Source organism: Bifidobacterium sp. ESL0682, assembly GCF_029392815.1.
Taxonomy (GTDB): Bacteria; Actinomycetota; Actinomycetes; order Actinomycetales; family Bifidobacteriaceae; genus Bifidobacterium.
In genome coordinates, this window is sequence record NZ_CP113942.1 from 914899 (window position 1) to 941040 (window position 26142).

Sequence of the window (26142 nt, forward strand, 5' to 3'; positions counted from 1 at the left end):
GAGGGGAATTCATGCCAGAAGACTTCAACGAGCTTTTCGACACGAATGCCGAGTGGGTGGATGATTCCACCGGCTCATCTTCTGGTACCCAGCCGCCCGAGCCTCCCAAGTCACGTCATGAAATGCGTCTACGCAGGCAGCAGCAGCGTCGTCGGCAGACTATTGCCGCCGCCATTGTCGCGCTTATCGTGTTGATTGTGGGTTGTGGCGGTTTCTTCGGTGTGAGGGCCATTGTCCATCATATCGATGTCAACCGCTCACAGAATATTTCTACCGATTACCAAGGCCCCGGAACCGGTAAGGTCTGGTTCACCATCGAAAGCGGCGAAGGAGTGAACTCCGTCGCGCATAGCCTGGTCAAACAGGATGTCGTCAAGAATGCAGATACATTCGCCAGTACGGTGGCCGCCAACAACAGCACGTTGTATCCGGGCATGTATCAGCTCAAAAAACACATGTCATCCATGGACGCGGTGAAAATCTTGTCCGACAGGACCAAGGCCACCGGGTTCCTCGAAGTCAAAGCCGGCGAACGCAGTTCTGATGTGATAGCGCAGGCCGCGCAGCTTTCCGGAATAGATAAATCTCAGTTTGACGCAATCGTCAACGGCGGCGGACAAGGTATCCTGCCCGCTGAAGCCGGCGGCAAATTTGAAGGCTGGCTTGAACCCGGCATCTACGATGTGAAGAAAAAGGGCAGTACTGCAGCCTCGATTTTGAAGCAGATCGTTGATAAGCGTGTCACTAAGCTCAACGCCTTGAATGTCCCTGCCGGAGCGCAACGTGAAACCGTTCTCAATATGGCTTCCATCGCAGAGTCCGAGGTGAACCGTTCGGACTATTATGGCAAAGTCGTACGTGTCATCGTCAATCGACTCAACCAAAGTATGGCGCTGGGCATGGATTCGACCGTTGCCTACGGCGCCAACGTCAAGCCGAGCCAGCTCACCAATGCCATGCTCACCAATGCCGCTGACCCGTACAACACTCGCATTAACAAGGGGTTGCCGCCCACTCCAATCAGTTCGCCGGGCGACGAAGCCATTCAGGCCGCTATGAATCCGACACCTGGTGACTGGTTGTATTTCGTGACTACGAACTTGCAGACTGGCGAGACGAAGTTCGCCACGACCGAAGCCGAATTCAACCAGATTCGCCAGGAATACAAGTCTCAGAATCCGAATGCCAACTGAGCTGTTTAATTTGTGTTCAGTTGTGTAGCTGAGTTGCTTGTCGTGGTTGGCCGTATATTCCCCCAAATTCACTCATGCTTCGCAAATAGTCGTATGAACTAAATAAATACAGCGGCGATTGCTGAAAACACTATCACTGGAGCAAACGGTGCCTTGCGGGCGCCGTTGTTGACAAATCTCGGCCAGATGAAGATCCAGAGCAGTCCCAGGGCGCCCATGAACAGCCACCAATAGAGGTAGGACATCAGTCCGAATGAGCCTACGGCAAGGCCTGTCAAGAACGATGCAGTGACATCGCCGAAGCCAAGTGCTCCTGGTTTCAGGCGCGAAAGCAAGAATTGAATAGCGGCCGATAGCGCTGCATATCCCAGAGGAAGCAGCACTTTGGCAGGGTTGCATTCGACGATGGCAAGGATGAGGAAAACCACGAATTGAATCAACGTACCGAACGCCACCCACGTTCTGGGCACACGCAAACGGCGGATGTCTTCGACGACGAGCATCAGTCCGCAGATGAGACTCGGAAACACAGCAATGTAGGCCATATCGGTAAGATAGTTCCTAAACCCATTATTCGACGAATGGAAAGCACGAAAACGCGGAAATTTCAAGGTTTGATTTTTCTGTGGCTGAATTCGTCAAGGTTCGATAAGGAGCAAGCATGTTGCGTTGGCAGACGGCAGGGGAGTCGCACGGTGAGGCGTTGGTCGCGATGATTGAGGGCCTTCCGGCCGGCGTGGAAGTGCGTTTGCAGGATGTTGTCGACGCCTTGGCGAGACGGCGTCTGGGCTACGGCCGTGGCGCCCGCATGAAGTTTGAAGAGGACAAGGTACGGCTTTTGACCGGTGTTCGTCACGGCAAGACGCTTGGTTCGCCGGTGACCATCGAGATTGCCAACACCGAATGGCCGAAGTGGACCGAAGTGATGAGCGCCGACCCGCTTGACCATGAACTGCCGCCCACGGGCCGCAACGAGCCTCTGACCCGTCCACGTCCTGGCCATGCTGACTTGACCGGTATGCGCAAATACGGTTTTGACGACGCCCGAAATGCTTTGGAGCGTTCCAGTGCCCGTGAGACCGCTTCGCGTGTGGCCTTGGGCGAGGTCGCAGCGAAATTCCTCGAGCAATCGGTTGGCATTCGCACCGTTGCTCACGTTGTCTCTTTGGGCGGCGAAAAAGCCGACACCAGTACGTTGCCTACGCCTTCGGACGTCGAGGCGCTTGATGCCTCGCCGGTGCGTACGCTCGACAAGGATGCAGAGAAACGCATGATGGCCAAGGTTGATGAGGCCAAATCCCGCGCCGATACGCTCGGTGGCGTGGTTGAGGTCATCGCCTACGGCGTACCTGCAGGTTTGGGCACATATGTGGAAAGCGACCGCAGGCTCGACGCAGCGTTGGCCGGTGCGTTGATGGGCATCCAGGCCATGAAAGGTGTGGAGGTGGGTGATGGCTTCCTTGAGGCCGATAGGTTCGGTTCTGAAGCCCATGATGAGATGTTCACCGACGACAATGGTCATATTGAACGTTATTCCAACCGTTCCGGCGGCACCGAAGGCGGCATGTCCGACGGACAGCCGATCCGGGTGCGTGCCGCGATGAAGCCGATTCCCTCGATTCCGCGCGCGCTGCGCACCGTGGATGTCGCCACCGGCGAAGAGGCCAAGGCTATCAATCAGCGTTCCGATACTACTGCGGTCCCGGCTGCATCCGTGGTCGCCGAGGCCATGGTGCGGTTGACATTGGCCCAGTTCGTGCTTGAGAAGTTCGGCGGCGACAGCGTCGAGGAAACGCGCAGAAACGCGCAGAATTATCTTGATTCATGGCCGGAGCACATGCGCTAGATTGTTAACGGGTATTGGCGCTTGAAGATATTCAAGGTCGATATTGGAATAGATTAGCATTCGTTTCCGGGGCACTTGAGAGAGCGCTTTTAGAATAGGGAACGATTCGTGGTGAAGAGAGATAAGGTGCAGCAATCATGAGTGGTCATCGTCCGCTTGCCGTCGTCATCGGCATGCCCGGTGCCGGCAAGACACGCGTGGGGCGTGAGGCGGCGCAGATGCTTAATGTCGATTTCGCGGATGCGGATATCGAGATCGAGCAGGAAGTCGGTATGAAGATTCCCCGGTATTTCAAGAAATACGGGGAACCCGCATTCCGTGAGGTGGAGGCCGATGTCATCGCTGATTTGCTTGAGTCGTTTGACGGGTTGCTTGCATTGGGCGGCGGTGCTCCCATGACGGAGTCCACGAGAGATGCACTGGCTGACTATATCGCCGCAGGAGGCAAGCTGGTCTATCTGGAAGCCGATAGGCATGAGGCCATGGAACGTGCCGCACGTGGCGGCAACCGGCCGATGCTCAATGGTGACGCCAACAAACGTTGGATGAAACTCTATGAGGAACGCGATCCCGTGTTCCGTGAAATCTCTAATCTGCATGTGCACACCCACGGTTCGACGCCGCGAGTGGCGGCAAGGAAGCTGAGCAATATGATCCAGGAACGCATCGTCCATGTCACCGGTTCGGGTATCGAACCTTATGACGTCTGCATTGGCGAAGGCACGTTGAACCGTCTTCCGGAAGTGCTCGGACAAGACGTCTTGCGCGTCGCCCTGATTCACACCCAACCGGTGCAGCGCCATTCCGATCAAGCGCGAGCTTTGTTGCGTCAAACCGGTTATGAAGTATATGACATGCTCATTCCCGATGCGGAAAAAGGCAAGACCATCGACGTGGCCAAAACCATTTGGAAGCGGCTCGGGGAGATCGGTTTCACCCGTTCCGACGCCATTGTTGGTTTGGGTGGGGGAGCTGCGACCGATCTCGCCGGTTTCATTGCCGCCACCTGGATGCGCGGCATCCGCTATGTCAACTGTCCGACCTCGCTGCTGGCGATGGTTGACGCCTCGACCGGCGGCAAAACCGGTATCAATACCGACGAGGGCAAGAATCTGGTCGGCTCATTCTATACGCCAGCCGGCGTGCTCGCGGACTTGCGCACCTTAAAGACCCTGCCTCGCGACATCTTCACCGAGGGGCTTGGGGAAGTCACCAAATCCGGGTTCATCCGCGATACCGAGATCCTAACATCCTGCAGGAGCATGCCGAGGAGCTCCGGAACTTCAACGGTGACGATTTTCTCGGTTCGCCGCTCGAGGACGTGGTCGCCGAGCTCATCGAGCGCACGGTCCGCGTCAAGGCCTACCACGTTTCCAATGACTTGAAGGAAGCCGGTCTACGCGAATTCCTTAACTATGGTCATACGTTGGCGCATGCCATCGAAAAACTCGAGAATTTCCGCTGGCGTCACGGCAACGCGGTGGCTGTCGGTTGCGTCTACGCTGCCGAACTCTCCCATATCCTCGGCCATATCGATCAGGAAACCGTCGACCTTCACCGTTCGATTCTCTCCTCGCTTGGCCTGCCGATTTCATGGGACGGCGGCGATTGGGATTCGGTGCTGGCACTAATGCACAAGGACAAGAAGGCGCGTGGCAACACATTGCGTTTCGTCATCCTCGACAGCATCGGCCATCCGATGCATCTTGAGGATCCGCCGATGGACGCACTCGTCGAGGCGTTTGAGCGGATTCGTAACTGAGCAATTGCACAAGTCGGCAAGTGGGTTTTGAGACTTGGCGGAATGTCAAAGTTTTAAAGGCTGGTCTGTTGACCTATGCAGGGAAATGTACTTCATCAAATAGAAAGAACGAAACAATGACCAAGGTAATCGTCGTCAACGGGCCGAATCTCGGACGTCTGGGTGTGCGTGAGCCTGACGTATACGGACATCAGGATTTGCAGACTTTGCGCAAGGATTGCGCCGAATGGGGCAAGGCTCTTGGCCTTGAAGTCGAGGTGCGTCAGTCCGACGACGAAGCCGAAGTCATCGGCTGGATGCATCAGGCCGTCGACGAGCAGACCCCGGTGGTGATGAACCCTGCCGCGTTCACCCATTACAGCTACGGGCTTTCAGACGCTGCCAAAATGGTCACCGATGCCGGTCTGCCGCTGATGGAAGTGCACATCTCCAACCCGTCGTCGCGTGATTCTTTCCGTAAATACAGCGTCATCAGCCCCGTAGCCACAGGCACCATCACCGGCATGGGCTTCTACGGGTACAAGCTCGCCCTCGATGCAGTGGCCCATCTGTTGGCGCAATAGAACACGAAAAATGCCCTATTGATGAAGCGTTAAATGGCGGAACGGACACCCAATTTCCGGTCCCGCCTACGAACACGCCGAGTCAATAGCGGCTGATAGACTGAAGTTCCATGGCAAGAGAAAATAATGATAATTCCCATGGACATGTCACTAAGCATATTTTCGTCACTGGTGGCGTTGTTTCCTCCCTTGGTAAGGGCCTGACAGCATCCTCTCTCGGTCGCCTTCTGCGCAGCCGTGGTCTCCGCGTTCTGCAGCAGAAACTCGATCCTTATATCAACGTTGACCCGGGCACTATGAACCCGTTCCAGCACGGTGAGGTCTACGTCACCGAAGACGGCGCCGAAACCGATTTGGACATCGGCCACTACGAGCGCTTCCTTGACGTCTTCCTTTCCCAGAAGGCCAACGTCACCACTGGCCAGATTTATCAGTCTGTGTTGGACAAGGAACGCGCCGGCAAGTACCTCGGCCAGTGCGTCCAGGTTATCCCGCATGTCACCAACGAGATCAAGAGCCGTATGCGTGCTCAGGCCGCAGACGACGTTGACGTGATCATCACCGAGATCGGTGGCACCGTCGGCGACATCGAGTCCCAGCCGTTCCTCGAGGCTGCACGCGAGGTCAAGCGTGAGCTTGGTCCGCACAACTGCATGTTCGTCCACGTCTCGCTGGTTCCGTACCTGCCTGCCGCCCATGAGCTCAAGACCAAGCCGACCCAGCATTCCGTAATGACCTTGCGCCAGCTCGGCATCACGCCGGATGCTCTCGTTCTGCGCAGCGACCGTCCGTTGAACCAAAGCATCAAGGATAAGATTTCCCTGATGTGCGACGTCGACGAAGAGGGCGTGGTCAACTGCGTGGATGCTCCGAGTATCTACGATGTGCCGAAGATCCTGCACAACGAGGGTCTTGATTCCTACGTGGTTCGTTTCCTCGAGATGTCTGGTCATGACGTCGATTGGGCCGAATGGGACGACCTGCTGGAGCGTGTGCACCACCCGAAGGAAGAGGTCAACATCGCCGTCGTCGGTAAGTACATCGACTTGCCCGATGCCTACCTGTCCGTCATCGAAGCTGTCAAGGCCGGTGGCTTCGGTAACTATGCCAAGGCCAACGTCAAGCTCGTCGCAGCGGATCTGTGCGAGACCGAGGCGGGTGCCGATGCCGAACTGCGTGACATGGACGGCATCATCGTGCCCGGTGGTTTCGGTGTGCGTGGCATCGACGGTAAGATCGGCGCGCTGCGTTACGCTCGCGAGCACAAGTTGCCTGCCTTAGGTCTCTGCCTTGGCCTGCAGTGCATGGTCATCGAGTATGCGCGTGACGTGCTGGAGCTCGAGGACGCGGACTCTTCTGAGTTCGAGCCTGACTGCAAGAACCCGGTCATCGCCACGATGGAAGAGCAGAAGGATATTCTTGCCAACGGCGACATGGGCCATACCATGCGCCTCGGTGCTTATCCTGCAGTGCTCAAGGACGATTCGTTGGTCGCCAAGCTGTATGGCACCACCAACGTCAGCGAGCGTCATCGTCATCGCTATGAGGTCAACGTGGCCTATAAGGATCGCCTGCGTGAAGCTGGTCTCGAAATCTCGGGTGAAAGCCCCGACGGCGAGCTCACGGAGTTTGTGGAACTACCACAGGATGTGCACCCGTTCTATGTCGGAACGCAGGCCCATCCCGAGTTCAAGTCCCGCCCGACCAAGCCGCACCCACTGTTCCAGGGTCTGGTTAAGGCCGCGCTCGACCACCAGGCAGCCCGCAAGAGCCAGTCTGAAGAGGACTGAATCTAAGCGCTGAGAAGGACTCCGATTCTGTCTCATCAATAGATGTGACAGTTATCGAGATTGTCTAGATTGAACGTATGAAGACCCCGCTTCGGTGGGGTCTTCTGCTATAAGGAACAGGTGGTAGGGAACGGCCGACGAAGATAATAGCGATAGCGGCAAAAGCTGTGTAAGTACACAGAATTAAACGATATATACAACACATGTGAATTAAATCACTTTCATTATCAGCGTTGTTTTTCATGCAACCCTAGTAATAAAAGTCCAATTCTGTTAGGTTTATATAGAGTGTAGTCAATGATGGGAGGCAGCGTACGGTGGTAGAAAAACAAACGCCAAACGCCGCGTCTGATACGGAGATGAGCCAATATGTGGCTGATCGTGAACGTGTCAACGAGGATAAAATTAAACAGGATGACGAGATCATCCAGGAATTCGGTGAGTACAACTACGGTTGGCACGATTCCGATGCGGCCGGTGAAGCCGCGAAGAAGGGCATTGACGAGAATGTCGTCCGTGCCATTTCGGCAGATAAGCACGAGCCTGAATGGATGCTGGAGATGCGCCTCAAGGGCTATCATGCATTCATCGATAAGCCCATGCCCAAGTGGGGCGTGGATCTCTCTGACTTCGATGCCGACGATTTCAAGTACTATGTGAAGCCGATTGACAAGCCCGCCAAGAGTTGGGAAGAGCTGCCTACGGACATTCGCACCACTTATGACAAGCTGGGTATTCCGGACGCCGAGAAGAAGCGTCTGGTCTCCGGTGTCGCCGCGCAGTACGAGTCCGAGGTCATCTATAACTCCATCCAGGAGGATCTCAAAAAGGAAGGCGTGATCTTCACCGATACGGATACCGCATTGCGCGAGTATCCGGATTTGGTCAAGAAGTATTTCGCGACCGTCATTCCCTACGATGACAACAAATTCGCAGCGCTCAACACGGCGGCATGGTCCGGTGGCTCGTTCGTCTACGTCCCCAAGGGCGTCCATGTCGATATCCCGCTGCAGGCCTACTTCCGTATCAATACGCCGAACATGGGTCAGTTCGAACGCACGCTGATCATTGCCGAGGAAGGCTCCTACGTCCACTACGTCGAGGGCTGCACGGCTCCGATCTACGCGACGGATTCGCTGCACGCGGCCAACGTCGAGATCATCGTCGGCAAGAACGCACGTGTGCGCTATACGACGGTGCAGAACTGGTCGAACAACGTCTACAACCTGGTTACCCAGCGTGCCTACGTCAAAGAGGGCGGCACCATGGAATGGGTCGATGGCAACATCGGCTCCAAGGCAAGTATGAAGTACCCGTCCTGCATCCTGGCCGAGCCGTATGCCAAGGCCTCCACCATGTCACTGAGTTTTGCCGGCAAGGGCCAGTATCAGGACACCGGCGCCAAGATGATTCATCTGGCACCGCACACCAGTTCCACCATCGTGGCCAAGTCCATCTCGCGTGGCGGCGGACGTTGCGCCTATCGAGGACTGGTCAAGGTAATCGACGGAGCCAAGGCCTCGAACTCTTCGGTGGTCTGCGACACCCTGTTGGTCGACGACTATTCGCGTTCCGACACATATCCGCACGTCGACATCCGCGAGGACGACGTGACGATGGCACATGAGGCGACTGTTTCCAAGGTCTCCGAAGACCAGCTCTTCTACTTGATGAGCCGTGGCCTGGAGGAGAAGGAAGCCATGGGCATGATCGTGCGCGGCTTCGTCGAGCCGATCAGCCGTGAGCTGCCTATGGAATATGCGTTGGAGCTCAACAGGCTGGTCGAGTTGCAAATGGAAGGATCGGTGGGCTGATCGATGGCCGAACAAGAAGTGAATATTCCAGTAGCGGATCCTAATGATCCCTATGCGATGCCGGCAGCCATGCCGTCCAGCGCCGACAACGAGCGCCGCTCGTTCGAGGTGGACGACTTCAAAATGCCGACACGCAAGCAAGAGCCCTGGCGTTACACGCCGCTCGAGCGCATCGAGGAGTTCTTCGATGTTTTCACCCTCAGTGGTGAGACGGAAGTGTCTGTCAGCAATATCGATGGCACGCCGATTGACGAAAAGAAGGTCACCAAGTCGGTCATCGACCGTACCGCGGCACCTTCCGGCACGGTGATGAAGCCGAACGACCGTGTTTCGGCTGTCGAATGGAACAGCGGTGACAAGACCGTTATCGTCTCCATCTCCGGAGAGCTGGACCAGCCGGTTCTGGTCGATGTCGAGGGCCATGGCACCGATCTTGATTCGTTGCACTTGGTGCTGCAGGTCGCCGATCGTACGCACGGCGATATCGTTGTGCGTCATGGTGGTCTGGCCCGTCTTGCCGAAGGTGTTGAAATCATCACCGGCAAGGATTCCCACGTTTCCACGACTTTCGTGCAGGAATGGGAGAAGGGCTCCAAGCATGTAGGCAACCAGCGCATCCACGTCGGTGACAACGCCTCGCTGCGTCACGCCGTGGTCACCCTCGGCGGCGACATCGTGCGTCTGCGCATGGATCAGGAATTCGGCGGACCACAGGGCGACCTCAACATGCTCGGCATCTACTTCGCCGAGGCAGGCCAGCACTTGGAACATCGCACGATGGTGGTTCACAACTATCCAGAGTGCAAGTCCCGTGTGGTCTACAAGGGTGCACTCGATGGCAAGAACGCGCATTCGACCTGGGTAGGCAATGCTCTCATCAAGCCGCAGGCGCCGAACACCGACTCCTACGAGCTCAACCGTAACCTGGTGCTCACTCCCGGTCCAGTGGCCGATTCCGAGCCGAACCTCGAGATCGAGAACGGCAATATCATCGGTGCCGGCCATGCCAGCTCCGTCGGCCATTTCGACGACGAGGAGCTCTTCTACCTGCAGTCGCGCGGCATCACGGAATCCGAAGCCCGCAAGCTCGTGGTCCGTGGCTTCTTCGCCGACCTGATCGAACAAATCGGTGTGCCTAGCATCGCCGAACACCTTATGAATGTCATTGACCGTAGGCTCGCGCGCGGTGAAAGCGCCGACATGCAAGCGGTATTGGAGGATAAGTAAATGTCTACATTGGAAATCAAGGATCTCTACGCATCGGTGGAGACCAAGGAAGGCCGCAAGCAGATTCTCAAAGGCGCGACCCTGACCGTCAACTCCGGCGAGACCCATGCCATCATGGGTCCCAACGGTTCCGGCAAGTCCACGCTGGCCTACACACTGGCCGGCCACCCGAAGTACTTCGTTGACTCCGGCGAAGCATTGCTCGATGGCGAGGACATCCTCAAGATGACTGCTGACGAGCGTGCCAAGGCAGGTCTGTTCCTGGCCATGCAGTATCCGGTCGAGGTGCCGGGCGTCTCGATGACCAACTTCCTGCGTACCGCCAAGACTGAGGTCGACGGCAAGGCTCCGGCCATCCGCACATGGAGCAAGGAACTGCAGGACGCCATGAAGAACCTGCGCATGGACAAGAAGTTCGCTTCCCGTTCCGTCAACGAAGGCTTCTCAGGTGGTGAGAAGAAGCGTGCCGAAGTGCTGCAGCTCGAGCTGCTGAAGCCGAAGTTCGCCATCATGGACGAGACCGATTCCGGCCTCGACGTCGATGCGCTGCGCATCGTCTCCGAAGGCGTGAACCGTGCCAAGGACAACACCGGACTCGGCATCATGCTCATCACGCACTACACGCGAATCCTCAAATACATCAAGCCGGATATCGTGCATGTGTTTGCCGGCGGTAAGTTCGTCAAGACTGGCGGACCGGAATTGGCTGATGAACTCGAAGAGACCGGGTATGATCAGTATCTGCCGGAAGGATCTACGGAATCGGCTTTGGCTTGATTTTCTCTTTCTGATGAGTTAGTTTTGGCTGGCTTTCGTGATCATCTCGCTTTTTTGCGGTTGGTCGCGGATGGGAAGGAGATGTCATGTTTCGGAACCCTCAAGGCCGGTAGGCCAAGCTTTATTCCTCAACATGACATCTCCTTCCCATCCGCTTATGTAACGTTTAGCGGTCAGGTTTATTTTTAGGGGCTTTGGCAGATTTCGATACATCGAGTATCGAAATCTGCATACTTCGCTTGAAACACAATATTAAGATTGTTTGAGAAGTCATTAGAGCTGTGGCTGAAGATTGAAGGCAATGATGGTGGATTTTTTGAAGATCAGGGATCAGTTTCCTATTTTGGGGCAGGAGATCCATGGGCATCCACTGGTGTACTTTGACTCTGCGGCTACCGCGCAGAAGCCTCAGTGCGTGATCGATGCCGAGAGCAAGTTTTATGAGACCATCAATGCCGGGGTGCATCGTGGTGCTCATGAGCTCGCTTCACGGAGCACGGTCGCCTTTGAGGAGGCTCGGGCCAAAGTCGCCAAGCTGGTCGGTGCCAATGCTGACGAAGGGCAGGAAGAGATCGTTGTCACTGCTGGAGCTACTGCAGGGCTGAATCTGCTGGCTACTGCGTTTGGCAACGCCTCACTCGGGCGTGGTGGGGAAGCGGCTAAACGGTTCGCTTTGAAGCCCGGGGATGAGATTGTCGTCTCCAAAGCTGAGCATCATTCGGTGCTGTTGCCGTTCCAAGAGCTGGCTTACCGCACTGGAGCCACATTGAAGTGGTTCGATTTGACTGAAGACGGGCGGATTCGTTCTGATACTGCTGATGAGGTCATCACAGATCGCACCAAGATTGTCGCGATTACGCATATCAGTAACGTCACCGGGGCCATTACTGATATCGATCCCATCATTAAGCGCGCGCATGAAGTCGGGGCCATCTTTATTCTTGACGCCTGCCAGTCGGTACCGCATCTGAAACTCGATTTCCATAAGATGGACGTTGACTTCGCTGCGTGGAGCGCTCACAAGATGTACGGGCCCACCGGTGTCGGCTTCCTCTACGGCAAACGCGAGCTGCTGGAAGCGTTGCCGCCGGCCAGTTTTGGCGGATCAATGGTCGAACTGGCCTGGATGGACAAGCCAGCCGAATATATGGCGCCGCCGGAACGCTTCGAGGCCGGTACCCAGCCCGTTGCACAGGTCGTCGCCGCAGGAGTAGCCGCCGACTGGATGCGCGAGATCGGTATGGAGAACGTGGAAGCCCACGAAAAGGCGATTACTGCGGAGCTTTTGAAGTTGAACGATGTTCCTGGCTTCCGTGTGCTCGGGCCAGTGGAGAACAAGGACCGTATCGGTACGGTGTCGTTTGATGTCGAAGGTGTGCATCCCCATGATGTCGGCCAGTTCTTCGACGCACAGGGCATTGCGGTGCGTGTCGGCCATCACTGCGCCCAGCCGGTTCATCGTCATTTCGGGTTGTTCGCTTCGAGTCGCGCTTCGACCGGCGTGTACAATACCGTCGAGGAAGCCAAGCAAGTAGTCGAAACGGCGGGCAAGGTCCGTTCGTTCTTTGAGGTGTGAGCATGAGTGATTTTGGTATGAGCGGTGATGATCTCGAGCAGATGTATCAGGAGGTCATTCTTGATGCGTCCAAGCATCCGCACGGCAAAGAACATTTCGCCGAGGATGTCACGAAGGAACCAAGCCAAGGCAGTGATAGCGGCGAGACTACGGTGCGTGCCAGCCACGAATATTGCACGCCAGGGGAGTCCCACCAGTTCAACCCGACTTGTGGCGATCAGGTGACCGTCCACGATCGAGGTTTCCGAATCCGAACCACATAAAATCGAGCGTTTGGTATGGGACGGCAGCGGCTGCTCCATCTCCACGGCCAGTCTGTCGATGATGGTCGATCTGGTTGAGGGCAAGACGGTCGATGAGGCCATGCAGCTCGAAGGTGTCTTCCAGAAGCTCATGAAATCACGTGGTGCCGGGCTTGACAGTGATGCTGATGAAGAGGCTCTTGGCGATGCCGTAGTATTCCAGGGTGTTTCGAAATATCCGATGCGCATCAAATGTGCACTGCTTGGCTGGGCTGGTCTGAAGGATTCGCTCGCGAAAGCGTTGGCGGCGGACAAGTAGAAAGTTGTTGGTCTATCAACAGGCCGCATAATAGTAATCGGCAAATGCCTGGCAAATCACGGGCAGGCAATACACGTAAATGTGCTGACTTAATCGAATGGAACAGCTGATTAAGCTATCTGCTTGCGTCAGCGGCATTGAATACATGACATAATGGTGGTGGTTGCACCACAGCAGGAGGCAATATGGAAAGCCAAGACAATCTCGTCCCGACACCGCAATCCTCGATTCTTGATTCGGCCACGAAGGCCCTCGGCAGCGAGGAAAAAGGTGAGGCAGCGCTTGCCAATCCGACTGCGGTGAGTTCGCTTGACAAGTTCGACAAACAGGATGAAACAGGTTCCGCAAAGACTGCTGATTCAGCTCAATCGGCCGGTAACACCGTTGAAGATGAAGAGACTGGTATTCCGTTGACTTCCTTCAACGACATCGGCAAGGCCACGGCTGCCGACGTGCGCGAGGCGTTGCATCAGGTCATCGATCCGGAACTGGGCATTGATGTCATCGATCTCGGCCTCGTCTATGGCATTGAAATCGACGAAAAGGGTCGTGCCATCATCACCATGACGCTGACCACTCCGGCCTGCCCGCTGACCGACCTGCTTGAAGACGAATGCGCGTCGACTCTGGCCGGCTTGGTTGAGGAATTCCGCATCGACTGGACGTGGCAGCCGCGTTGGACGCTCGACATGATTCGTCCGGAAGGCCGCGAACAGCTGGAAGCCATCGGTTTCAACTTCGACAACATGCCAAAATACTGATGATTTGAAATTGCGATATCAGAACGCCGGACCCATTTCATATGAGGTCCGGCGTTCTGATATATTTTTCAGTATTTTATGTCAGTCCTTGATTACCGTGCGCTTGGGAACGATGGTGATGCCATCCTTGACGGTGAATCCGCGTGCAAGATCGTGCTCATGGTCGATGCCGACGGTCGCGTTTTCTTCCAAGACAACGCTCTTGTCGAGAATGGCCTTGCAAACGCGAGCACGACGGCCGACAATGACGCCGTCGAAGAGGATGGAATCGACGACCTGCGACCATGAATTGATACGGACGTTGGGTGAAAGCACCGAATGCTGCACGTCGCCGCCCGAGACGATGACGCTCGGGGAAATGATGGACTCGGTGGCCCTGCCGATGCGGTTGGTTTCCGAACGGACGAACTTGGCCGGCGGCAGATTGCCGGAAAGCGTATAAATCGGCCAATCCTGGTTATACAGGTTGAACGGGGGATTGTACTCGATCAGGTCCATGTGGGCCTCGTAGAACTGTTTGATGGTACCGACATCCCGCCAATAGGCGCGGTCGTATTCGGTAGCTCCAGGAATCTCATTCTCGCTGAAATCGTAGACGCCGGCTTCGTGTCGCTCCGAGAAGTAGGGCGCGATGTCGCCGCCCATGTCATGCTTGGTGTCTTCGGCCTTTTCGTCGCGAGCCAAGGCATCGAAGAGCGCGTCGGTGCTGGCGATGTAATTGCCCATGGAGGCGAGAATCTGATTGGGATGACCCGGCATGCCTTCGGTAGTTTCAGGCTTTTCCTTGAATCCGCGGATCATGTGAGGGTGGTCAGGGTCGACATCGATGACACCGAACTGACCGGAGGCCTCAATCGGTTGCCGGATGCCTGCCACCGTGAATTCCGCGCCGGACTCGATATGCTGCTGAAGCATCTGGTTGAAGTCCATGCGGTAGACGTGGTCGGCGCCGACGATGACCACATAATCGGGCTGTTCGTCCTCGATGATGTTGATGGTTTGGTATACCGCGTCCGCAGAACCCAAATACCAATGTTTGCCGAGTCTTTGCTGGGCCGGCACAGGGGAAACGTACGCGTCGAGCAAAGGTGAAAAACGCCAGACTTTGGAGATATGGCGATCAAGCGAGTGAGACTTGTATTGCGTCAGCACGACGATTTGCGAATAACCGGAATTGACCAGATTGCTCAGCGGAAAATCGATGAGACGGTAGACGCCACCGAATGGCACTGCAGGCTTGGCGCGGTCACGGGTCAATGGCATCAGACGCGTACCTTCGCCTCCGGCCAATACGATGGCCAGTACTTTAGGATTCTTCGCCATTCAATACCTCCTGATCACCGTTTCCTGTCGGCCGCTTCCGATTTCTGGCCTCAGCACAGGTGCCAATGTGAATCGTTCTCACGCCACCTGTACGGCCGTGAGATGTTCATCTTTGCACACGACCTTATTCTAATCATCACTGTATCGGATTGAGCAGACGTGAAACGCCCGAGAATGAACGAAACGTCTAGTTTTGCTTGACTCTTGTGGCGTAGAAGGCAACAGCGCTGGAAGCGGCCACATTGAGACTGTCGACGCCATTGCTCATGGGGATCTTGACGGTCAGATCGGTGTTGGCGATGGTGCGGTGCGAAAGCCCGTCGCCTTCCGTGCCGAAGACAAGGGCGAGTTTGTCGATATGATCGTGTTCATCCGATTCGTTGTCGAGTCGTCTCGTCAATTCGTCAAGACTGATGGAATCATCGGTCAATGCCATGGCCACGGTGGTGAAACCGAGGTCGTTCAGTTCCTTCAGTCCTTGCGTCGGCCAATATTTGCGATCTTCTTCTTTGGTGTGTTTCCCAGATTCGGCGTCATCGACCTTCGCAGAGCCAGCAAGTGTTTCGGCATCGATACGGGTCCAAGGCACTTGGAAAACGGTACCCATCGAAACGCGCGCTGCACGGCGGTAAAGGGGTCTCCGCAGGAAGGCGTGACCAAAACCGCATCGACATCGAGTGCAGCCGCAGAGCGCATAATCGCGCCGACATTGGTGTGGTCGACGATATTTTCCATCACCGCAATCCGGCGGGCGTCCTTGCAAAGCTCAGCAACGGTTGGCAGTTTCCAGCGGCGCATCGCGGCCAGCGCTCCGCGATGGAGACGGTAGCCGGTCAGCTTTTTGAGTTGTTCAGGTGACGCTACATAGACCGGAACATTGTCGCCCCAGCGCTTGTTGATACGCTCGAACATATCCTCCATACCGGCAAGCCAAGGTTCTTCGACGAGCAGGGAGACGGGCTCACGTCCCGCCGCCAGCGCCCGGTCGATGACCTTTGGCGATTCGGCGATGAAAATGCCCTTTTGGGGTTCGAGTCGATTGCGCAGCTGTGCCTCGGTAAGGCTTACATATGCGGCCACCCGTTCGTCGTCGAAAGAATCGATGTTGATGATGCGCATGCGTTACCGTCCTCTTGATGGCGAAGCTACTGATGAAAACCGTGCCCTGGTTGCGACCGAGGTATTCAAATCGGATTCGAATCCAACTTGGGGAGTGGCTGGATACACTAAGACCCCTTGGAAACCAAGGGGTCTTAGTGTTAGGTTTTCGTGCCCAGGACGGGAGTTGAACCCGTACTCCTGTAAAATTATAGGAACTAGCACCTCAAGCTAGCGCGTCTACCATTCCGCCACCTGGGCAGGTGTCGTTTAAGCAACAGATAGAACTATACACCATTCCGGCGCCGTTTGGCATATCGGTGTGTCGAACGGCATTTATCGGATTCGCAATATCCGATTTATTTCCGTTGCATTGTCGCGAATATGGTATCCAGAGCTTGAATGATGGTTTCAAATCAAGCGGGCGAATATTCTTAACGGACACACGATAGAATAAGACCTTGTTCGTTGGATACACCGGAAATTGGGGACGATATGGCGAAAGCAGAGCAGTCGCGGAAAAGCAGTGGGAAACGTGGCGCACGTGTTGTCTTAGTCATATTGCTGGTGGTCGCGTTGGTCGTTGTTCTGGCAGTAGCACTCTTCAACCCTGCGTACTCCTATTACCGCAAGGGCATGGGCCAGTGCGTGCAGTGGGGGAATTCGTATAAGCTCTCTGCCGCACATTTGGATACGGTGATTTCGCAGGATACCGAGTTGGTCAGCCAAGCAGAATCGAACAGTGAATCACACTCAGAAACCGTATCAGGCCATACCCTTAAACAGGCGCAAAAAGCTTTGAAAACCGCGCAGAGTCAACGAAAGCAGGTTCTGGCTGAGGAATCCGCCAATCCTGTGATGGCATGCACGACCAAGCAATGGACGCCGAAGCTGAATGCTGAGACCGAACGCGAACGTGAATGGACAAACACGTTGCAACAGCAGATTGCAGCCTTGAACAAGGCCTTGCAACCGATGCTCGTCTTCCGAGACACCGACACCGAGGCTTCCAGAGCCGCTCAGATTGAACTGAAGTCTGTGGCCGCTGGCGTAGCAGGTTTTGCAACGTCTCAGAAAAATAGCATTGATACTGGAATCTTGGCACAGCTCAACAAGCAGATTGAACAGGCAAACACCGATATCGCAAAAGCCGTTCCGTACTCCGTGTGCAAACGCGATGAAGATGCGCTCTATAATGCAGCAGACAAAGCCGTGGCTGCGCGCAACAAGGCCAAAGGCATCGATTGTGGTACACAACATTGCGTGGCGGTGACCTTCGACGACGGCCCGGACCCAACATTGACACCGAAACTGGTAACCGACCTCACAGCCTCGAAAACCGACGCGACGTTCTTCGAGATGGGGCAGAAGGTGCAGGCAGATGGTGGAGCACTCGCGCGTCAGGTGTCGCAGGCCGGTTTCCCCGTAGAGAGCCACACGTGGAGTCATGAGGACCTGCCGGCCATCATGCAGAACCACCAAGAGCAGCAACAGATTGACGATACCGGCGAAGTCATCGGCTCGGCTACGGGACTTCCGGTCAATTTCGTTCGTCCCCCGCATGGAGCCACCGATGAAGTCAGCCGTACCTATATCGGACAACAGACCGGTGCCGCAATTGCCATGTATGGTGTGGATTCCTACGATTGGTCGAATGGGGCCACCTCGTCGTCCTTGACACGAAAGATCATGTCGCAGATCGAACCGGGGGCCATCGTCCTGATGCACGATATCCATCCGCATACTGTCGCGGCCGTGCCTGATGTTATTGCAAAACTTAGAAAGAAAGGCTATCGTTTCGTCACTATTCCGGAACTGACCGGCGAGTATCCGCGCGCCGGGGCGATTTACTATTCGCGTGACGATATCCTGCGGATGTGACAGCTTCCTGGATGTCGTATGCTTCTAGATCGTTTGTCTTTGTGGTGATTGTGTTTATGGACGATGCACTGTCTTATTGGGCGCTCGCAGATAAGTAAAAACTCGTTACCGATGTGAGCGCAAGACCGTTCGTCCGCGGTTCCGGTAGCCTTGAACTATGACAAGTCCACTTTTTGTATTTGATGCCGAGCATGACGATGTGCCAGTCAACCGCGACGAGCTACGTGCGGGTTGGACCATCACCCTGCCTCCGGCCATCAAGCGGCATGCATTGGGGGCCATGCGTCTGCAGAACGGCGACAAACTTCAGCTTTCCGATGGACGTGGCTTGCGCATCGACGCCGAAGTGGCTGATACGCAGAACGGATTGGTCAAGGTTTCGGAATTTACTGCCGAAGAACAGCCGATTACCAGGCTCGCCTTGGTGCAGGCGCTCGCGAAAACCGGACATGACGAACAAGCCATCGATATGGCCACGCAGATTGGCGTGGATGAAGTGGTGCCATGGCAGGCCAATCGTTCGATTTCCAAGTGGAAGGCCGGGCGAACCGACCGCAAATGGGATCAGACGCTCGTTGCGGCCACGGAGCAATCCCGCCGGGCGTGGAAACCGACGCTTGACGATTGCGTCTCAAGCAAGCAAGTGGTGGCGATTTGCCGCCGTGCCTGTGTTCATCACGAGCTAGTGATTGTCTTGCATCAAGATGCGACTACGACGTGGGATGGCATCGAGCAGAAGGTTGCCGAGCTTGAGCAGCGCTGTCTTGACGATGGGAAACCTCGCAGGATTTATGTTGTGGTAGGACCTGAAGGTGGCATCAGTGATGACGAAGTCCAGCAATTCACCGATGCGGGTGCCGAAGTATGCGTGCTGGGCAGAAATATCATGCGAGCTTCGACGGCAGGCCCGGTGGCTTTGACGTTGCTTGCACGTGCACTTGGTCGATTCGCCTGATGCTGCTGTATCGCCGAGCGTAAATTATCCGTGCGGGCTAATAGCATGGAGGAGTAGGGCGCAACTGCGTCCCGGAAGCTTTTAATAAGGAGCATATATGGCCGACGATTGCCTGTTCTGCAAGATCATTGCGGGCGAGGTCCCGAGCACCAAGGTGTACGAAGACGATACCACTTACGCATTCAAGGACGTCAACCCCAAGGCGAAGGTCCATGTGCTCATCGTGCCGAAGAAGCATTACGCCAATGTGGCCGAACTGGCCCAAGCCGATCCTGCCGAACTGGCTCACATTGTCGAGGTCGCCCAGTCCGTCGCCGACAAGGAATTCCATGGCGCCTATCGTCTCATCTTCAACACCGGTGAGGATGCCGGCCAATCGGTATTCCATGTGCATGCGCATGTGCTGACCGGCGAGACGATGGAAGAGTAGGAGAGCGGTGGCCAGCGCAAAACGAGTCATCACCATCCCCACCGAGCTTGACCCCGTAGCTGTATTGGGTCCGGCCGATGAGGTGCTTGCCGAAGTGCAGCACGCCTTCCCCGAAGTCAACGTGTTTGTTCGGGGCAATCGCATCGAGATTTCCGCCTACAACAAACGCGACGACATTGAGGCCGACAAGGTCTCCGATGTGCTCAACAACATCATCGATGCGGCGTACAGGACTCCTGCCGACGCGATGAACGTTCGACGGATGCTTGAGGCCCGACAGATCGGCAAGAAGGCCGGACTGATGGGTGACGGTGGTCGCGGGCACGGTTATGCGCAACATTCGTATACTCGCGGCTTCGCTGGTGCCGGCACCGGCTCACGGCCGCAATCGCATTCGTTCCAGAGCGATGAGGATTATTCCGAAGCAGGCAAGCGTGCCGGTGCAAACCGTCATGTTCCTGGAGTCATTGCGTTTGCCAACGGTGAACCGGTGCGTGCGAAAACCGCGGGTCAGGTTTTCTACGTTCGCGCCATCGATGCGAACACGATTACGTTTGCTATCGGACCGGCGGGAACAGGCAAAACATATCTTGCCGTTGCCAAGGCGGTGCGTGCGTTTGAAGACGGACGGGTAAGCCGCATTATCCTGACACGACCGGCTGTCGAGGCTGGTGAAAGCTTGGGCTATTTGCCCGGCACGTTGAACGACAAAGTCGACCCGTATCTGCGGCCGCTGTATGATGCGCTTTCCGACATGTTGGGTGCCGGCCAGATGCACCGTTACATGACCGATGGCACCATTGAAGTCGCGCCGCTCGCTTACATGCGAGGCCGTACGCTGAACGATGCCTTTGTTATTCTGGATGAGGCGCAGAACACGACCGAGCAACAGATGAAGATGTTCCTTACACGTCTCGGGTTTAATACGAAAATGGTCATTACCGGCGACGTCACCCAGATTGATTTGGCGGTGCCGCATTCGGGGCTCAAATCCATCGAATCAATCCTTGGTGATATCGACGGCATCAGCTTTGCGCATCTCGGCGCGAAGGACGTGGTGCGTCACGAACTGGTCGGCAAAATCGTGCAGGCTTACGATACACACGCTGAACATACTGCTAGTGAAGCCGGACGCAAGGCTGGACGTGCAATGTCCAAGTCTGCTAATGCCATGAAACAGCAAACGAATGCTGACAGTATCGTGAAGTCGCAAACAGAACCAGATGAGGGCACCCATTCGGTATCTGAATCTTTGAAAGACGAATCAGACCAAAGCGGAAAGGAACGCCGTTGAGCGTCGAAGTCACCAATGAGACGGTCTGGCAGATCGATCCGAAACTCTTCTCCGACTTGGGTTTGTGGGTGATGGAACGCATGCAGGTGAGCACGCAGTCCGACCTGACTATCCTGTTCGTTGACCCTGATCCGATTGCCCAGCTGCACATGCGCTGGATGCAGCTCGAAGGGCCGACCGACGTGATGAGCTTCCCGATGGATGAGTTGCGCCCAGGGGAGGACGGCAAGATCATGGAAGGCGTGCTCGGCGACATCGTTATCTGTCCGTGGGTCGCCCAGCAGCAGGCCGCGGCCGCCGGGCACTCGACGATGGACGAGATGATGCTTTTGACCGTCCATGGCATCCTGCATCTCTTGGGGTACGATCATATCGACCCGGAGCAGGAACGGCAGATGTTCGGTCTGCAGCGCCAGCTGTTGCTGACGTTCTTTGCCATCCGCGACGAGCCGGTGCCGCAGGCGGTGCTGCCGGCAGGTTCCTCCGACTTGCTGGCCCAATGGGACGCGAACCATGCTTCGGGTCGCAATGATGATCAACCAGCACATGGTGAAAAGAACTAGGAAGTACACAGAATATGGATACGTTGACCATTGTCACCGTGGTTGTGCTCATCATTGTGGCGGCGCTGCTGGTATGGCTGTCGCTGATGATGGCGTCGAGTGAATCCGCCGTCTCACGTGTCACCAAGGCCAGTCTCAACAATCGCATCATCGAGATTCAGACCGACGATGAAGACCTTGGCAAATTCGTGCAGGCCAAGCAAGTCCGCAAGGTTCATAAGGTACAACGGCTCATTATCGACCGTTATGCCACAGCCGGTTCCTGCGCGTTCTTCCGCATCTTCTGCAACGTGTTCGACGGAGCCTTGGTGGCGATTATCGTCATGTTGCTTTCCGAACCTTTGTGGGTCGCATTAGTCACAGGCCTGCTGTTTGCGCTGATTGTCGCTGTGGTATCTGTCCTGCTCCGCCCGCGTTCGGCAGGTGCTTCCAAACCGCTTGATGTGATGATGCGATTTTCAGGCATCATTTCGCTGGCTGTTGTGTTGACACCATTCGCCAAGGCCGGAGAAGGCAAGGAACAGCGTAGGCGAGACAAGGAAGACGAGCTTTCAGACGACGAGGAACTGGAGAAGATCCAGCGCGAGCAGGGACGTGCTACCATCGACCGGTTGGTGGAGACCGATGATTTCGATCCGGAAGTGGCCGAAATGCTGCGCAATGTGCTCATGCTCTCCGACACGTTGACGCGTGAAATCATGGTGCCGCGCACCGATATGATCTGTGTTGAGTCCGATTCCACGCTTGAACATTTCCTGCAGCTGTGCTCGCGTTCCGGCTTCTCTCGCATCCCAATCATCGGCGAGGATGTCGACGACTTGGTCGGCATCGCCTATCTCAAGGATGCCGTACGCGCCACGGCCTTCAATCCAGAGGCCCGCACGCGCGAGGTGAAGTCTATCTGCCGTCAGCCAATGCTCGTACCGGAATCCAAGCCGGTCGATGACCTGTTCCATGAGATGCAGCGGACACGTCAGCATGTGGCCGTGGTGGTCGATGAATACGGCGGTATCGCCGGACTGGTCACCATCGAGGACGCCATCGAACAGATTGTTGGCGAGCTTGAGGATGAGCATGATCGCATCCAGCACACCGAGCCAAAGAAGATGGATGAGCACAAGTGGCAGATGCCCGCTCGCACGCCCATTGCCGACCTTGAGGAGCTATTCGAAGTCGATATCGACGAGGATGACGTGGACACTGTCTATGGCCTCTTGACTAAGCTGCTTGGCCGTGTGCCGATCGTCGGTATGAGCGCGGTGACAAGAGGACTACGTCTGACTGCTGTCGATTCCGCCGGTCGACGCAAGAAGGTCTCCACCGTCGTGGTTGAACCGGTATCGTTGGAAACCGGAAATTATGAACATGAAACCGACGAAAACACGAAGCAGGACGCAAAGGAAAACGAAAAACATGACTGATAGCAAGAACAACGAACAGCAGACTGATGGCAAGGAACCGTATCGTTCCGGCTTTGTGGCGGTTGTAGGACGGCCGAACGTCGGTAAGTCCACGCTGATTAATTCGCTGATCGGCACACAGATCGCCATCGCTTCATCGCGTCCGGAAACTACTCGTAAGGCCATTCGTGGTATTCTCACCACTGACAACGCCCAGCTCGTGCTGGTAGATACTCCTGGCATCCACCGCCCACGCACACTGCTTGGTCAGCGTTTGAACGACGTGGTGGATGAGTCGCTGAGCGATGTGGACGAGATTGCGTTCCTCTTGCCCGCCGATCAGGAGATTGGGCCGGGAGACAAGCGTATCCTGAGCCGTCTGCGCAGCGAGTTCGCCCGCAAAGACGAGAAGACCGGCAAGTTTATCTGGAAAGTGCCGCTGATTGCCATCGTCACCAAAATCGACGAGCTCAACCGTCAGGAGCTGATGGCCAAGCTTATCGAGATCAGCCAATTCGCTGACTTCACTGACGTGGTTCCGGTCAGCGCTCTGGAGCGCGACAACGTAGCCGAGGTCAAGCGCGTGCTTGTCGAGAACATGCCTGAAGGTCCGCAGATGTATCCCGACGATCAGATTACCGAGGAAAAGCCTGAGGACACCATCGCCGAGCTGGTGCGTGGTGCGTTCCTCGAAGAGCTGGACGACGAGCTGCCGCATTCGTTGGCAGTGGTCGTGGACTCCATCGACCGCCCCGGCGAATCCGACAATCCAGAAACCGAGGACGGCAAAGCTCACGTCCTGGTTTCCATCTACGTCGAGCGCGACTCCCAAAAGCCCATCATCATCGGCCATCGTGCCGAGCACCTGGTGCAAGTCAAGAAGCGCCTTCGCACTGCGGTCAACCGCATCGTAGGACAAAAGTCCAAGCTCGACCTCCACGTCAAGGTCGCCAAAGGCTGGCAGTCCGACCCCAAGCAGCTGGAGCGCTTGGGCTTCTAATACACGCCGCACAAAATCATGGAAACCGGGCTCTATGAAGTATAGAGTCCGGTTTCCATCTGCTTGTAACAAATGAAGCAGCTTGGAAAATGGTTGGGCCGTTATTGGTCGTTGATACGAATAACGGCCCAATCGGTAATAGATTATTATTTATTGAGCTAGAGTGCTCAAATTTTGTCGCCTTTTACAGTGATGTCGTCGGAGCTAAAGAAATCGGCTAGTGACGAGGAAACCCCATCACCAGCCGATTTCTAAAATAGAAAGCTGTTTTATTTACTTCTTCTTGGTGTACATCTCCGTGTTGAGCAGGTTGGCGTAGTGCTTGATGACCGCGGGACGCTTCACCTTCATGGAGGCGGTCAGCATGCCGTTCTCCTGCGAGAACTCCTCGGGCAGGAGGATGAACTTGCGCACGGATTCGGCACGGGAGACGCCTTCGTTGGCCTTGTCGACCCACTTCTGCACCTCTGCGCGGACCACGGCGTTATTGCAGGCCTCTTCCATGGGCATATCGCGGTCGAGACCGGAGGCGTCAAGCCAGGAACGCAGCGAGGTCTCGTCGACGGTGATGAGCGCCGAGATAAACGGACGTTTGTCGCCGAGTACCAGGGCCTGCGAAACAAATTCGCAACGCTGGATGATTTCCTCGATCGGGCCGGGGGCGACGTTCTTGCCACCTGCGGTGATGATGAGGTCCTTCTTGCGGCCGGTGATATAGAGGAAGCCGTCATCGCTAATACGGCCGAGATCACCGGTGGCGTACCAGCCGTCGGGGGTGAAGGCAAGCTCGGTGGCTTCGTCGTTCTTGTGGTAGCGGTGGAAGACGCAGGTGCCTTTGACCTGGATCTCGCCGTCCTCGGCCAGACGAATCGAGAAGCCGGGGTAGGGGACACCGACCGAACCTTCATGGAACGGCGTGCCCTTCGGATTGAAGGCGCAGGGCGCGGTGGTTTCGGTCAGGCCATAGCCTTCGTAGGCGGGAATATCCGCACCACGGAAGAAGGCGAGCAGTTCGGGGTCGAGCGGCGCACCGCCGGCGACGAACCATTCGGCCTGTCCGCCGAGCACCTCACGCAATGACTTGTAGACGATTGGATCGAAGGCAGCGCGACGTGCGCGTGTGGCGAAGTTGGCCTTGCCGGTTTCGCTGATTTCCTTTTCGTATTCCTGTGCGGCGACCACGGCTGCGGCGAATGCGACACCTTTGGCGCCGTGTCCCGCCTTTTGCGAGGCGGCATTGTAGACCTTCTCCAATACGCGAGGCACAAGGATGGTGACCGATGGCTTGGCAACCTGAAGGTCGCTGATCAGTGTCTTGATGCCGCCCGCGATATAGATGCGCAGGTCGCTGGCAACGACAATGTAGTTGACCGCGCGTGCGAATGTGTGGGCTTGCGGCAGGAAGAGCAGTACGGATTTGCCTTTTTGCTTCAGCAGCTTCGGCATATAGTCGCGCAGATTCAGCGCGGTGGTGCAGTAGTGCTCGTGGGTCATCTCGACGCCTTTGGGTGCTGCGGTGGAGCCGGAGGTGTAGACGATGGAGCAGAGGTCGGTCTTCTTGATGGAATCGATGCGTGCATCAAGTGCCTCGTCGCTCACAGACTTGCCATAGTCGCGCAGTTCTTCAAGGGCACCGGCTTCGAGCGTGTAGATTTTCTCGAGCGTCGGGCAATCTTCAACGGCACCGTCGGCCTTCTCACGCATGTCATTGGTTTCGACGATTAGCAGACGCGAATCGGAATTGTTGACGATGTTGCGAATCTGTTCGGAAGAATCGGTGTCGTAAATGGTCGCCAACACACCGCCCACGGCCATTACGGCTGCATCCACGACATCCCATTCGTAGGAGGTGTGGGACATGAAGGAGACGCCGTCGCCTTTGTCAATGCCGTAATGCATCAGTCCTTTGGCAATGGCGCGAACATCCTCAAGAAATTCGTTGGCTGTTTTGGTCACCCAGGTGTCGTTGGCTTTGAAGGTGTAAAGCGGATCGTCGCCCATACGCTCCGCGCGCTCGGCATAGAGATCATAAATCGACATGTCGTCGTCAATGGGAGGGTTGCCGGCTGTGGTCACGGTCAGGAGGCCGGTTTGGTCATCAACGAACAGTTTGGTGGGGTAGCCGGGACCCCATTCATGAGTATGCGGCAGCGTCGAGAAATCGACAGGCTTGACGGTGGCGAGATGACGATCGTCGTTGAAGTCAGGGGTCTCCGGATCCTCGGTGTTGACCGGGTGCTCGAAACCGTTCCCCAGGTGGAAGGCTCTCTGGCTCAGCTTCAGCGTTTCCTTTTTCAGTGAGTTGATGACTGACACGTGCGAATTCCT

Annotated in this window: 19 protein-coding genes, 1 tRNA gene and 3 pseudogenes; 18 read left to right on the forward strand and 5 right to left on the reverse strand. The window is 56.0% G+C overall.

Going from position 1 to position 26142, the window contains the following annotated elements:
* Positions 1–11: 11 nt before the first annotated feature.
* Positions 12–1193 (forward strand): endolytic transglycosylase MltG, encoded by a 1182-nt coding sequence (gene mltG / locus OZX57_RS03880; RefSeq protein WP_277162791.1) that lies wholly within the window; start codon positions 12–14, stop codon positions 1191–1193.
* 98 nt (positions 1194–1291) lie between these two features.
* Here mltG and OZX57_RS03885 read toward each other — a convergent pair whose 3' ends face one another.
* Positions 1292–1738: a peptidase A24 gene (locus OZX57_RS03885; protein WP_277162792.1), complete on the reverse strand. Its 447-nt coding sequence runs from the start codon at positions 1736–1738 to the stop codon at positions 1292–1294.
* A 116-nt stretch (positions 1739–1854) separates the two neighbouring features.
* On the opposite strand from OZX57_RS03885, the gene aroC reads away from it, so the two are divergent.
* The 10 genes and pseudogenes from aroC to OZX57_RS03935 all read left to right on the forward strand — a co-directional run bounded on the left by aroC (position 1855) and on the right by OZX57_RS03935 (position 13870).
* Positions 1855–3039, forward strand: coding sequence for a chorismate synthase (gene aroC / locus OZX57_RS03890; RefSeq protein ID WP_277162793.1), 1185 nt, complete (start codon positions 1855–1857; stop codon positions 3037–3039).
* A gap of 137 nt (positions 3040–3176) precedes the next feature.
* Positions 3177–4801 (forward strand): annotated as a pseudogene (locus tag OZX57_RS03895) (bifunctional shikimate kinase/3-dehydroquinate synthase).
* A 116-nt stretch (positions 4802–4917) separates the two neighbouring features.
* Complete coding sequence (locus OZX57_RS03900; RefSeq protein WP_277162794.1) at positions 4918–5364, forward strand: type II 3-dehydroquinate dehydratase; 447 nt, start codon at positions 4918–4920, stop codon at positions 5362–5364.
* A 110-nt stretch (positions 5365–5474) separates the two neighbouring features.
* Positions 5475–7154, forward strand: coding sequence for a CTP synthase (locus tag OZX57_RS03905; protein WP_277162795.1), 1680 nt, complete (start codon positions 5475–5477; stop codon positions 7152–7154).
* Positions 7155–7471: 317 nt separating this feature from the next.
* Entirely contained in the window at positions 7472–8968 is a 1497-nt protein-coding gene (sufB, locus tag OZX57_RS03910) for a Fe-S cluster assembly protein SufB (RefSeq protein WP_277162796.1), read from the forward strand.
* 3 nt (positions 8969–8971) lie between these two features.
* On the forward strand, positions 8972–10195 hold the full coding sequence (sufD, locus tag OZX57_RS03915; protein ID WP_277162797.1) for a Fe-S cluster assembly protein SufD: 1224 nt from the start codon (positions 8972–8974) through the stop codon (positions 10193–10195).
* Complete coding sequence (gene sufC / locus OZX57_RS03920; RefSeq protein WP_277162798.1) at positions 10196–10972, forward strand: Fe-S cluster assembly ATPase SufC; 777 nt, start codon at positions 10196–10198, stop codon at positions 10970–10972. It abuts the gene before it with no gap.
* 304 nt (positions 10973–11276) lie between these two features.
* Positions 11277–12548: a SufS family cysteine desulfurase gene (locus tag OZX57_RS03925; protein ID WP_277162929.1), complete on the forward strand. Its 1272-nt coding sequence runs from the start codon at positions 11277–11279 to the stop codon at positions 12546–12548.
* A gap of 2 nt (positions 12549–12550) precedes the next feature.
* Positions 12551–13109 (forward strand): annotated as a pseudogene (gene sufU, locus OZX57_RS03930) (Fe-S cluster assembly sulfur transfer protein SufU).
* Positions 13110–13294: 185 nt separating this feature from the next.
* Positions 13295–13870: a metal-sulfur cluster assembly factor gene (locus OZX57_RS03935; RefSeq protein WP_277162799.1), complete on the forward strand. Its 576-nt coding sequence runs from the start codon at positions 13295–13297 to the stop codon at positions 13868–13870.
* Positions 13871–13951: 81 nt separating this feature from the next.
* Here the strand turns inward: OZX57_RS03935 and glgC are convergent, their stop codons facing one another.
* The 3 genes and pseudogenes from glgC to OZX57_RS03950 form a co-directional block, all read right to left on the reverse strand.
* Positions 13952–15193, reverse strand: a complete 1242-nt coding sequence (gene glgC / locus OZX57_RS03940; protein WP_277162800.1) for a glucose-1-phosphate adenylyltransferase — start codon at positions 15191–15193, stop codon at positions 13952–13954.
* 187 nt (positions 15194–15380) lie between these two features.
* Positions 15381–16312: pseudogene (locus tag OZX57_RS03945) on the reverse strand (RNA methyltransferase).
* 151 nt (positions 16313–16463) lie between these two features.
* Positions 16464–16552, reverse strand: a tRNA-Leu gene (locus tag OZX57_RS03950).
* 234 nt (positions 16553–16786) lie between these two features.
* Between OZX57_RS03950 and OZX57_RS03955 the strand changes: the two genes are divergently transcribed.
* From OZX57_RS03955 to era, 7 genes are all read left to right on the forward strand, one after another.
* Complete coding sequence (locus tag OZX57_RS03955) at positions 16787–18172, forward strand: polysaccharide deacetylase family protein (RefSeq protein WP_277162801.1); 1386 nt, start codon at positions 16787–16789, stop codon at positions 18170–18172.
* A 157-nt stretch (positions 18173–18329) separates the two neighbouring features.
* Complete coding sequence (locus OZX57_RS03960) at positions 18330–19127, forward strand: 16S rRNA (uracil(1498)-N(3))-methyltransferase (protein WP_277162802.1); 798 nt, start codon at positions 18330–18332, stop codon at positions 19125–19127.
* A 97-nt stretch (positions 19128–19224) separates the two neighbouring features.
* Positions 19225–19557 carry a histidine triad nucleotide-binding protein gene (locus tag OZX57_RS03965; protein WP_277162803.1) on the forward strand — a complete coding sequence of 111 codons (333 nt, stop codon included), beginning with the start codon at positions 19225–19227 and terminating at the stop codon, positions 19555–19557.
* 7 nt (positions 19558–19564) lie between these two features.
* Positions 19565–20851, forward strand: coding sequence for a PhoH family protein (locus OZX57_RS03970; RefSeq protein ID WP_277162804.1), 1287 nt, complete (start codon positions 19565–19567; stop codon positions 20849–20851).
* The gene (ybeY, locus tag OZX57_RS03975; protein WP_277162805.1) at positions 20848–21414 is read left to right on the forward strand and encodes an rRNA maturation RNase YbeY; all 567 of its coding nucleotides are present in this window, start codon (positions 20848–20850) and stop codon (positions 21412–21414) included. The genes OZX57_RS03970 and ybeY overlap by 4 nt, the downstream gene beginning before the upstream one ends.
* A 14-nt stretch (positions 21415–21428) precedes the next feature.
* A complete protein-coding gene (locus OZX57_RS03980; RefSeq protein ID WP_277162806.1) occupies positions 21429–22835 on the forward strand; it encodes a CBS domain-containing protein in 1407 nt (468 codons plus the stop codon).
* Positions 22828–23814 (forward strand): GTPase Era, encoded by a 987-nt coding sequence (gene era, locus OZX57_RS03985; RefSeq protein ID WP_277162807.1) that lies wholly within the window; start codon positions 22828–22830, stop codon positions 23812–23814. The genes OZX57_RS03980 and era overlap by 8 nt, the downstream gene beginning before the upstream one ends.
* A gap of 273 nt (positions 23815–24087) precedes the next feature.
* Here era and OZX57_RS03990 read toward each other — a convergent pair whose 3' ends face one another.
* On the reverse strand, positions 24088–26130 hold the full coding sequence (locus OZX57_RS03990; RefSeq protein WP_277162808.1) for an AMP-binding protein: 2043 nt from the start codon (positions 26128–26130) through the stop codon (positions 24088–24090).
* Positions 26131–26142: the final 12 nt, after the last annotated feature.

What these genes read in the sequence shown, in the direction of transcription:
- mltG (WP_277162791.1), top strand. Translation starts at nt 12, where the DNA reads ATGCCAGAAGACTTCAACGAGCTTTTCGACACGAATGCCGAGTGGGTG.
- OZX57_RS03885 (WP_277162792.1), bottom strand. Translation starts at nt 1,738, where the DNA reads ATGGCCTACATTGCTGTGTTTCCGAGTCTCATCTGCGGACTGATGCTC.
- aroC (WP_277162793.1), top strand. Translation starts at nt 1,855, where the DNA reads ATGTTGCGTTGGCAGACGGCAGGGGAGTCGCACGGTGAGGCGTTGGTC.
- OZX57_RS03900 (WP_277162794.1), top strand. Translation starts at nt 4,918, where the DNA reads ATGACCAAGGTAATCGTCGTCAACGGGCCGAATCTCGGACGTCTGGGT.
- OZX57_RS03905 (WP_277162795.1), top strand. Translation starts at nt 5,475, where the DNA reads ATGGCAAGAGAAAATAATGATAATTCCCATGGACATGTCACTAAGCAT.
- sufD (WP_277162797.1), top strand. Translation starts at nt 8,972, where the DNA reads ATGGCCGAACAAGAAGTGAATATTCCAGTAGCGGATCCTAATGATCCC.
- sufC (WP_277162798.1), top strand. Translation starts at nt 10,196, where the DNA reads ATGTCTACATTGGAAATCAAGGATCTCTACGCATCGGTGGAGACCAAG.
- OZX57_RS03925 (WP_277162929.1), top strand. Translation starts at nt 11,277, where the DNA reads ATGGTGGATTTTTTGAAGATCAGGGATCAGTTTCCTATTTTGGGGCAG.
- OZX57_RS03935 (WP_277162799.1), top strand. Translation starts at nt 13,295, where the DNA reads ATGGAAAGCCAAGACAATCTCGTCCCGACACCGCAATCCTCGATTCTT.
- glgC (WP_277162800.1), bottom strand. Translation starts at nt 15,193, where the DNA reads ATGGCGAAGAATCCTAAAGTACTGGCCATCGTATTGGCCGGAGGCGAA.
- OZX57_RS03955 (WP_277162801.1), top strand. Translation starts at nt 16,787, where the DNA reads ATGGCGAAAGCAGAGCAGTCGCGGAAAAGCAGTGGGAAACGTGGCGCA.
- OZX57_RS03960 (WP_277162802.1), top strand. Translation starts at nt 18,330, where the DNA reads ATGACAAGTCCACTTTTTGTATTTGATGCCGAGCATGACGATGTGCCA.
- OZX57_RS03965 (WP_277162803.1), top strand. Translation starts at nt 19,225, where the DNA reads ATGGCCGACGATTGCCTGTTCTGCAAGATCATTGCGGGCGAGGTCCCG.
- OZX57_RS03980 (WP_277162806.1), top strand. Translation starts at nt 21,429, where the DNA reads ATGGATACGTTGACCATTGTCACCGTGGTTGTGCTCATCATTGTGGCG.
- era (WP_277162807.1), top strand. Translation starts at nt 22,828, where the DNA reads ATGACTGATAGCAAGAACAACGAACAGCAGACTGATGGCAAGGAACCG.